The sequence below is a fragment of the Gluconobacter sp. DsW_056 genome (assembly GCF_002153595.1).
In the GTDB taxonomy this organism is placed as follows: domain Bacteria; phylum Pseudomonadota; class Alphaproteobacteria; order Acetobacterales; family Acetobacteraceae; genus Gluconobacter; species Gluconobacter albidus.
Map to the genome: position 1 here is coordinate 1 of NZ_JOPF01000034.1, position 9,496 is coordinate 9,496.

Genomic DNA, 9,496 nt, shown 5'->3' on the forward strand with positions numbered 1-9,496 from the left:
ATAGGAAACAAATGGAAAGGTAATTCGGCGTAGTTTTGTCGAAGTTCACTTTTATGTGATATTAAAAACGCAACCTCATGCCTAAATAACGAAACAACGTATCTACACATCAGTGTGAGGCATTCGCGGTAAGCGTCCGCCCCTCACGCCCTTGAGGTCTCCTTCCGCTACCATCTTGGTCGTAAAGTGGATCGCTTGGGGCTTCGATAAGCAGACATCCTATGGCGACAATGCGAGCGAGGCCGCCACGCTTTCGGACCGTCAGCGCTTCTTCGCGGTACAGATCGGCCGCCGTGGCGCCCGCCTGATGCTCCTTCGGGATGCCAATGATCTGGTCCTGTGAAAACGCGCTGTCTTCATCGCCTGTCTCCAGTGGACAGACCTTACTTCAAATCGAGGGCATTTCAGGGCGCAGGGTCATCACCCCCCCCCAAAAAAAAGCTTCCTCTAGTTTTAAGCTTACAGATCCAGATTTCATTGCCGATTAGACCCTCAGGTATCATGTATTGGTGGGCGTGCGCGCATCGTCAGCCCCACCGGGTTAAGCAGCAGGATTTGCAGATAAGCACGGCCATTACGATGCTCGGCCTACCAATTAGGGCAACGTGATGAATTCAACCTACCTGTCGATGAATACGTTGCTGCCTTGTCCATGATCTCGCGGGAGCGGGTCGCGATCAAGGCGGGGTCGATCGTGACGGCGACGTGCGCCCAGGCGATGAGAATCTTATCCGCCAGTTGATTCACGCTGCCCCGATTCAACCCCTGAACCAAATGGCGATAATCATTGCATTACAGGCGGCCGTGGAAAAGGCATAGCACGCCTGAATGCCATAATAAAACTCGTAGTTTACGATTCTGGAGGGAATGGGATATTGAGGGAAACCGAAGAGTATAATAGCCAGAAACATAAGTAGAAAATAGGTTTATCCTTTAAGATCGAGGGTATATCGAAGTTAATTACTATCTTGAGATGATATTTAATGTAATACCATATATAAATTGTTCAGTCTTAAATTTGATTGCGCTACAAAAAAAGAACAAGAAAATCTTCAGATTGATCGCAAAATAAATATATATTCTTCCAATATAAACGTTTTATTTATCTCTATTCGTATAGTAGTTTGGTGGCAATCTATAATTTTCACTTTATACACGAATCAATGTGAATACAGCAGGCTAAAGCGGTAGTGCGAATTATTCACACAATTAATAATTCCCAATCTCGATGAATGCTGATTGCTCAGAGGGGGAAACGCATATAGCTAATGCGAAGCGTTCTCATATACAGCTAGAAAAAATGCTTCACCTTCAGAATGTTTTTCGTCTCTGTTCCTACTCTTTTATTTTTGGCTGTCTCGCCGGTACGATAATTGAAAGCTGTGCTTATGCGGCTGAAGTTAAAGATACAAAATCTCAAGATGCAAATAGCAAGCTAGCAGTCACATCGAAAAAAACAACAGATACAGGAGCGAAAGCTCTTAATTACAGCGGGAGTACACAGACAAATGACCAGGAAAAGCTGACAGTCTGGGGAAAGACTCATTCTCAATTGACTGGTAAGTCTCCAAACCGAAAATATACGGCATCCTTGCTTGATACACCTCGCTCGGTTTCTGTTGTGACGCAGGAGCAGATGAAGCTGGTGAACGCGACGTCGTTTGAAGAAGCCATGCGGACCGTTCCAGGAGTGAGTTTTCGGGGTGGAGATGCGTATGCCATTCCCGGCGGAAATTATCCGGTGATCCGTGGTTTTGGCTCTTACAGTAACATGTTCATCGATGGACTACGGGATAGCGGTGTCAGTCAGCGTGAAGTGTTCGATGTTGAGGAGATGGAAGTTCTGAAGGGACCGGGCTCAGTCTATGGCGGTCGTGGGGGGCTGGGTGGACAGATCAACATCACGACCAAGAAAGCCCAGCTTGGTAATAGTCTCTCCGGTCAGATCGGCTTCGGAACGGCGGCCTATAAACGAGGGACGATCGACATCAACCGGCAGATCGGATCTTCGACGGCTTTTCGTCTGAACGCTATGCGAGACGATGGTGATACGGCTGGCCGCGAGCCGACTGGTGGGCATAAATGGGGTGTCGCTCCGTCGATGTCTTTCGGATTGGGGACACCGACACGTCTGACGCTTGGGTATTACCACCTCTATTCTTTCGATATGCCTGATTATTCAGCGCCGTATAGCAAGATTACCCACGAGCCACTTGAGATTCCGCGCCATACGGTGTTGGGATTGAAGGATCGGGATTTCGAGCGCAGTACGACAGATCTCGGTCAGATCATCCTTGAACAGGATTTGTGGCGTAATTTTGTATTTCGCAACACACTTCAGTGGACGAGCACGCAATATGATTACATTGCGACCAACCCTCAGTGGCAGAGTACATCTCTCACCAATCAGAATATACTTCTGGAAGCGAAATCCGGAAAATTCCATACGGACAATTTTCAGGAACAGGCGATGGTATCCGGAACGTTCGATACCGGGTTCATTCATCACTCTATCAATACCGGTATCGAGGTGTCGCGTGAGCGCCTGACTCGCAATGAATATTACATTGTAGACTCAACCGGACATAATTTGCGCAATGGTGGTTCCTGCTCTGTCGCTTATAATTGCGTTTCTGCAACGAGCCTGGGAGGCTGGAGTTCGCATAATCCCTGGACTGGCTCCTACTCACTGGGTGAGCCCGGTATCGCGCCGCTTAATACAAATGTCACGACGGGATCAGCTTACGCTTTCGATACGATGAGCATGTTCAATGATCATTTGCTCATCAATGGCGGAGTGCGGTTTGACCGATTCATGACGTCTGCCGTGCAGGGAAATGTTGGGCTGAGCAATAATCAGAGCTTCATTAATTATCAGGCAGGCGCGGTCTATAAGCCCATCAAGCCGATCAGCATCTATTTCTCTTACGCGACAGCTTCCAATCCGGTTGGCGTGGATGCGGGTGCGGACGGACAGATCGCCTTGTCGACAGCGAACAACAAGCTCGCGCCACAGAACGGTAAAAATATTGAGGTGGGCGCAAAAGCCGAGTTGTTGGACGGTCGTTTTTCCATCACAGGATCTCTGTTTGATGGAAAGATGACCAATGCACAGGTGTCCGATGGCTTCGGCAACCAGATCGACGCGGGAACTCAGCGCGTCCGTGGTGCTGAAATCAACGTAGAAGGTAATATAACACCACGCTGGGAAGTCTTTGGTGGGTGGACTTATCTGGATAGCACCGTAATGGACGGTGGCCCGACCCATGCGAACGTTGGAAAGCGCTTTCCTTACACGCCCGGAAATTCCGTAGCTCTCTGGAGCACGTATAAAATACTACCGCAGTTCAAGGCCGGCGGTGGCCTGACCTATATGAGCAAGCGCTACACAAATGTGAACAATCAGACATGGGTTCCCGAGTATGTTCGCCTGGACATGGTTGCGGATTACCAGATTACCAAAACGCTGGATTTGCAGGCCAACCTACAAAACCTGACGAACAAGCGATATTATGATCGTGTCTATGCCAATTATTCCCGGATTGCTGCCGGGCGAGCGGTGACGTTCCAGTTAATTTTCAAGATGTAGAGCTTGGAGCTTTCGGGAACATCATTTCACAACGGAGGCCAGGCTCGTTGTCCAGAAGGCGGATCTGCCCTCCATGAAGCCGGACAATTGCCCTCACCATGCTGAGGCCAAGTCCTGTTCCCGGCACGGAGCGGCTCCTGTCGAGCCTGACCATTTTCTCAAAGACATGCTCCCGTTCGTGAACGGGAATGCCTGACCCGTTGTCGGTGACTACAATGGTCACTGTCTTGGGGGAAGCGGAAGCCGAAAGAGTGACTTCGCTCCCCGCAGGGCAGTGATTTGTAGCATTTTCAAGAAGGTTGGCAAGCATCTGTGTCAGAAGCACTCTGTTTCCATGAAGGTGCATGGTATGAGTAGAGACGTCGAGACTGAGGCGCTGGTCATGGTCTTCGAGGATAGGTTGGTAAAGGTCTGAAATCGTGACAAGAAGATCATGCACGTCTAGTGTCTGACTGTCGGGCACACGATCATCGGCCTCGATCTGAGCGAGTTTCAGCAAAGAAGAGAAAATTTCCAAGGCTTCGTTCAGATTATGCCTGGCCTGATTCAGGGCTTCTGTTTTAGCAGGAGGCAGCGAAATTCCTGACAGATCATCAAGATGGTGGCCAAGATGGGCAAGCGGACGTCTCATGTCATGAGCGATGTCATCGGTGACCTGACGTATACTGGCAACGAGGGTCTCGTTTCTTTCAAGCATGGCGTTCAGGCTGACTGCAAGATGATCGAACTCGTCATTTGCGGCATTCAAGGGGAGCCGGCGAGACAGGTCGCCACGCATGATGTCACGAGCGGTCTGGCTGATGGCTTCAATCTTGCCTAGAACAAGGCGACTGAGAACAAAACCGCCGGCGACACCGATGAGGATAAAGCCGATGGCGCTCCAGCCCAACATGAACCAGAGGTCTCGACGGAGGGTCTGTACCGGCTCCGCGTCGATCCCGACGAACAGGTATCCGCCGTCCTGTAATACCGAACCGTATCCGATGACGGGGCGATGGTCAGGTGGCAGGGAACGATGGGTCCAGGATAGCGTTCGCCAGCCTGGAACAGGTCTCAGGTGAAACATGTTGCCGACAACAACGTGTCCCGGCGCATTTTGAAGAAGATAATAAAACCCCGGCTCGTTTCGTACGAGTTCGCTCATCACGGGTTCAAGGTGCGCGATATCCTTAATGCGCGCCTCAGAAAGGGCCTCGTCACGCTCATTGGCCACGGACTGCTTCATCTGTTGGGAAAGAAGGTGCAGGCTATGGTAGCCGGAGAAAGCCATCACTGTGACACCACTGATGACGAAGCAACTCGCAAACATGGCCACGATCCGAAAAGACGAGCTGCGAAAGACGGACGGTCCCTGAGAGGGTGCGGCTGTGTAATTTCTCATATTTCAGGGTTCCGCAGGATATAGCCTTTCCCTTTGACAGTATGAATCAACTGCGGGGCGTCGCGGCCCAGTCGCTCTCTCAGTCTACTGATATGCGTTTCGACCAGATTGGTGCGGATCGGAAAATTGATGTCCCAGACAGTTTGCAGAAGCATTTCACGAGAAAAAATTACGAGTGGATGTCTCATGAAATATTCGAGCAGCTTGAGTTCCTGGGCCTGAATGTACAACTTCGTCCCGGCGCGACGGACTTCACGGGCGAGAAGATCTATCTCGATATCCGCGAATATGAGGCGGGTATCGTTTGAGAGTGCCTTTGACCGTCGGAGGAGGCTTTCTACTCTCGCTGAGAGTTCCGTTAAAGCGAATGGTTTGACCAGATAGTCGTCTCCCCCGCTTCGCAGCCCGCTGACGCGATCATGAATGCCGTCCATGGTCGTCAGAAAGAGAACAGGTGTCTGAATGTTTTCAGCTCTGATTTGCGTTAAAATTGTCAAACCGTCCATTCTAGGAAGGCGGCGATCAAGAATAATGCAATCCCATGAACGGGATGTCGCAAGGTCCCGGCCACTAATGCCGTCAGTGGCCGTTGTAATATGGACATGTGAATTTCTGAAAAAGCGCTCGATATAGCCGACAGTATTGACGTCGTCTTCAACAAGGAGGAGGTGTGCGACAGAATGCGGAATTTCTTGACTCATGATGGGGTGCCCAGAGAGGGATGTTGACGCGCAAGGACGCGCTTTGCCATGACCGAGAGGTGATCGAGAGCGACATACAGGGCCGGCGTGGTGTAAAGTGTCAGCGCCTGACTTAATGCGAGGCCTCCGAGAATGGTAATGCCGAGTGGCAGACGCATCTCGGCACCATAGCCATGTCCAAGAACCAGCGGCAGAGCGCCAAACGCCGCCGCAAATGTCGTCATCATGATGGGACGAAAGCGCAATTCACAGGCCTGCAGGATTGCATCCCGGGTTGTTGCTCCATGTTTTTCGGCCTCAATCGCAAAATCAATCAGCATGATCGCGTTCTTCTTGACAATTCCGACCAGAAGAAGCAGGCCGATCATCGCCATGAGAGAAAATTCTTCACGGCACAGCCATAAGGCCAGCATCGCCCCCACACCTGCGGATGGTAGAGTGGAGAGAACCGTCAATGGGTGGATCATGCTCTCATATAATATGCCCAGCACGATATAAATCGCCAGAACAGCGCATCCAAAGAGAAGTGGTTCGCTTCCCACCGAACTGCGTAGTTGTGCGGCATTTCCAGCATAGCTACCTTGAATCGACGGCGGAAGCTTGATGCGCGCGACTGCTCTATCGACGGTGTTCATCGCCTGGCCCAATGAGACACCTGGCGGAAGATTGAACGAGATCGTCGCGGCGATGGCCTGGCCCTCGTGATTGACCGCGAGCGCTGTTGCACTTTCCTGGCGGGTAGACACGACGGATAGCGGCACCATTGTTTCCATCGTTGTCGATACGGCCGAACCAGATGATGCTGATGCTCCTCCTGCGAGACTGTTCGCCAGCAGATTATCGACGCTCTGGGATACGCCGCGCCTGCTGGCGTTGGAACCAGTGGATCGGACACGAATGCGATTTGATTGCGACGCCCCCGAAGGAGAGCCTCCAGACGTACTGATCCATGTCTGGGTCAAGGTCTCGGGGGACTGCCAGAAGCGTGGCGCGACCTCCATAACGACGCGATATTGGTTGAGCGGATTGTAGATGACGCATGCGGCGCGCTGGCCATAGGCATCATAAAGGACATTACCAAGCAGCTGAGCCGTGATTTGTAAGCGCGCAGATGTGTCACGATTAACATGGACGTCCATACTGCTGCCTCCCAGAAGGACATCTGAGGAGACGTCAGTCAGCGTTGGCTCGCTGACCAGAGCGGTTAGAAGGCGCTGTGTGTAGTCGTACAGCACGTGAGCATCGTTTGCCCTCAAGCTATATTGATAAGCCGCATTACTGGGGCGCGCGCCAATCCGGATGGCGCCTCGCTGAAGTGCGAAGAAGCGCGCATCTTTCAAAACGCGCGTGCGAGCATCCAGATGCTTCATGGTCTGGGCAACGCTGTTGTGGCGTATCGCCTTGTCTGTGAGGCGTATGAAGATATTGCCCTGATTGGAAGAGCCCCGCCCCCCAAGAAAGCCCGCAACGGATGCAACATCAGGATCTTGCAGAAGTAGAGCCTGGACAGAGTTCATGTTCCGCTCCATCGACTGGAACGAGATTGTCTCGCTTCCTAGAATGCGTCCCAGGAGCATACCTGTATCTTCGTCGGGGAAGAGGCCTCGTGGCAAGTTTTGGTAGAGTAACAGTGTCAGACCAATCGTAGCCGGTATGGACAGCAGGACCATGATCGGATGACGAAGAGAGGTCATCAAGGTGCGCTGATAGGCATGCAGTACGCGGTCATGGCATCTGTCCAGAGCCTGAGTAACCGCACTCGCCGGACCTTGTGTACCCAGATGTGCACAGATCATTGGCGTGAGGCTCAGAGACAATAAGGCTGAAACGCACAGACAGATTGAGACGGTTATGGCGAATTCATGGAACAGACGACCGGTCAACCCGCCCATAAGCAGGATCGGGAGAAAAACCACAATCAGTGATGCTGTGATCGAGATGATTGTAAAGTTAACCTCGCGCGCACCACGCTTCGCGGCCTCCAAGGCAGAGAGGCCCCCGTCTTCGTGCCGTGCAATATTTTCGACGACGACAATAGCGTCGTCAACGACAAAACCGGTGGCGATCGTCAATGCCATCAGCGACATGTTATCGAGGTCATAACCGAGCACCCACAGGAAACCGAGCGTTCCCAAAAGAGATACAGGGATGACGATGGCCGGAACGAGCACCACACGGGGAGACCCTAAAAACAGAAGAACAATCAGTATGACTAGCACGATTGAGATGCCGAGAGTCATGCGTGTATCCAGAAGAGAGGCGCGAATGACGACGGATCGATCCATGACCACATGAAGGTCAATGTCGGGTTTCAGACTGCGCTGCATCTGCTTGTATTGACTGTGTACCTGATTCATCGCCGCGACGATGTTCGCACCGGCCTGCATGTATACCTGCATCACAATAGCCGGCTGGCGATTATAGTAGCCGGCATTACGAACGTCTTCGACGCTGTCAACGATCTGCGCAACGTCAGCGAGATGAACTGGCCGACTGTTGCGCCATGCTACGATGAGGTTTTGATAGTCGGCAGCATGGTGAATCTGATCATTGGTCGCTATCTGAAAGCGCTGATCGTGTGTATCAATAACCCCTTTAGGCGTATGGGCATTGGCCGAAGCCAGCGCCGCGCGGACATCTTCAAATCCCAGGCCATATTTGTATAAAAATAGAGGATCTATTTCCACCCGCACTGCGGGCAATGCGCTGCCACTGATCTGTACAAGTCCGACGCCACGGATATGCGATAACAGTGGCATCAGATTGTTGGATGCCTGATCGTATAATTCTGGCAACGTATGGTTATGCGACGTTAGTGCAAGGATCAGGGCCGGGGGGTCATTAGGATTGGCTTTCGAATACGTCGGATTCTGTCTTAGAGTGCGCGGCAGATCAACGCGAGCTGCCTGCAGGGCAGCGGCAACATCACGAGCCGCTCCATTGATATCTCGCGAAAGCGAAAACTGAAGCGTAACCCGCAGCATTTCACTACTGGACTGCGATGTCATTTCCTCCAAACCAGCAATGGATCCCAGTTGGCGTTCGAGAGGTTCCGCAATGGAACTTGCGATCTGCTCAGGTGTTCCGCCAGGTTGAAGGGCCTGCACCTGAATAACTGGAAAATCAATATTGGGCAGATCGGCAACAGGCAGTGATATATAGCCCATTATACCAAACAGGCAGAGCGCGAGTGTGAGCAGTGTCGTTGCTATGGGCCTGGATATAAACCAGTCTGTCATTCGGCTTAATCTTTGTCCTGTTCTCATGCAGTCCAGTATCTGGGATGCTTTCTGCACACTCGAGGAAGCATTCCAAACTCGCAAGGGAATATAGGCAATATTGGGTATTATTAATTAAAATATTACGGTCTCCAATCGGACGTATTTGCTATTATTTTTACGGCAATCGAACTTTTTTGTTTCGATTTCTGAGTGCGGGTGTGGTCTGATGTGGATATGGCAAATTATCTTCTATAAAATGGTTGTATATTTTGTTGGCGTTTGCGGCCGGTTGAGAGGGGATTGATATATCCAGCGAATTTATCGCCAACACATCGGGTCATTTTCGCTTGTTATAAGAGACGGATAAGACGGAGTGCCGAGAAATGGCTGGCTGGTTTCTCTTATTTGGCATCGCATGCATTCATTGCATTTGCTCTGAGTGCTGTTTCCGGGGGCGGCGCGGGGCTGGTTCTTATGCCAGTGCTCGGTCTCTTACTGCGTCCAGAGGGCGTTCCTGTGGCGCTATCGATCAGCACGGCAGTCAGCTCCGTGTCCTGTATCCTCCTTTTTTTCCGAAATATCCGCTGGCATGTCGTCCTGCACT

The 9,496-nt window shown here is 51.4% G+C and carries 5 protein-coding genes; 2 read left to right on the forward strand and 3 right to left on the reverse strand.

Translation table 11 applies throughout. The features are described 5' to 3' along the window. Positions 1 to 175 precede the first annotated feature (175 nt). Both HK22_RS15155 and HK22_RS14725 read left to right on the forward strand, forming a co-directional pair. Complete coding sequence (locus tag HK22_RS15155; protein ID WP_156474410.1) at positions 176 to 343, forward strand: hypothetical protein; 168 nt, start codon at positions 176 to 178, stop codon at positions 341 to 343. Positions 344 to 1,300: 957 nt separating this feature from the next. Further along, positions 1,301 to 3,589 (forward strand): TonB-dependent siderophore receptor, encoded by a 2,289-nt coding sequence (locus tag HK22_RS14725; protein WP_158093579.1) that lies wholly within the window; start codon positions 1,301 to 1,303, stop codon positions 3,587 to 3,589. On the opposite strand, the gene HK22_RS14730 is transcribed toward HK22_RS14725, so the two are convergent. The 3 genes from HK22_RS14730 to HK22_RS14740 form a co-directional block, all read right to left on the reverse strand. Further along, positions 3,579 to 4,898 carry a sensor histidine kinase KdpD gene (locus HK22_RS14730; protein WP_233142731.1) on the reverse strand — a complete coding sequence of 440 codons (1,320 nt, stop codon included), beginning with the start codon at positions 4,896 to 4,898 and terminating at the stop codon, positions 3,579 to 3,581. The genes HK22_RS14725 and HK22_RS14730 overlap by 11 nt on opposite strands. 68 nt (positions 4,899 to 4,966) lie before the next feature. Beyond that, entirely contained in the window at positions 4,967 to 5,671 is a 705-nt protein-coding gene (locus tag HK22_RS14735; RefSeq protein ID WP_086649809.1) for a response regulator transcription factor, read from the reverse strand. Next, positions 5,668 to 8,910, reverse strand: coding sequence for an efflux RND transporter permease subunit (locus HK22_RS14740; RefSeq protein ID WP_086649810.1), 3,243 nt, complete (start codon positions 8,908 to 8,910; stop codon positions 5,668 to 5,670). Before HK22_RS14740 ends, HK22_RS14735 begins: the two co-directional genes overlap by 4 nt. Positions 8,911 to 9,496 lie beyond the last annotated feature (586 nt).

Excerpts from the sequence above, each read along its gene's own strand:
- HK22_RS14740 (WP_086649810.1), bottom strand. The coding sequence starts at position 8,910 with ATGACAGACTGGTTTATATCCAGGCCCATAGCAACGACACTGCTCACA.
- HK22_RS14730 (WP_233142731.1), bottom strand. The coding sequence starts at position 4,898 with ATGTTTGCGAGTTGCTTCGTCATCAGTGGTGTCACAGTGATGGCTTTC.
- HK22_RS14735 (WP_086649809.1), bottom strand. The coding sequence starts at position 5,671 with ATGAGTCAAGAAATTCCGCATTCTGTCGCACACCTCCTCCTTGTTGAA.
- HK22_RS14725 (WP_158093579.1), top strand. The coding sequence starts at position 1,301 with ATGCTTCACCTTCAGAATGTTTTTCGTCTCTGTTCCTACTCTTTTATT.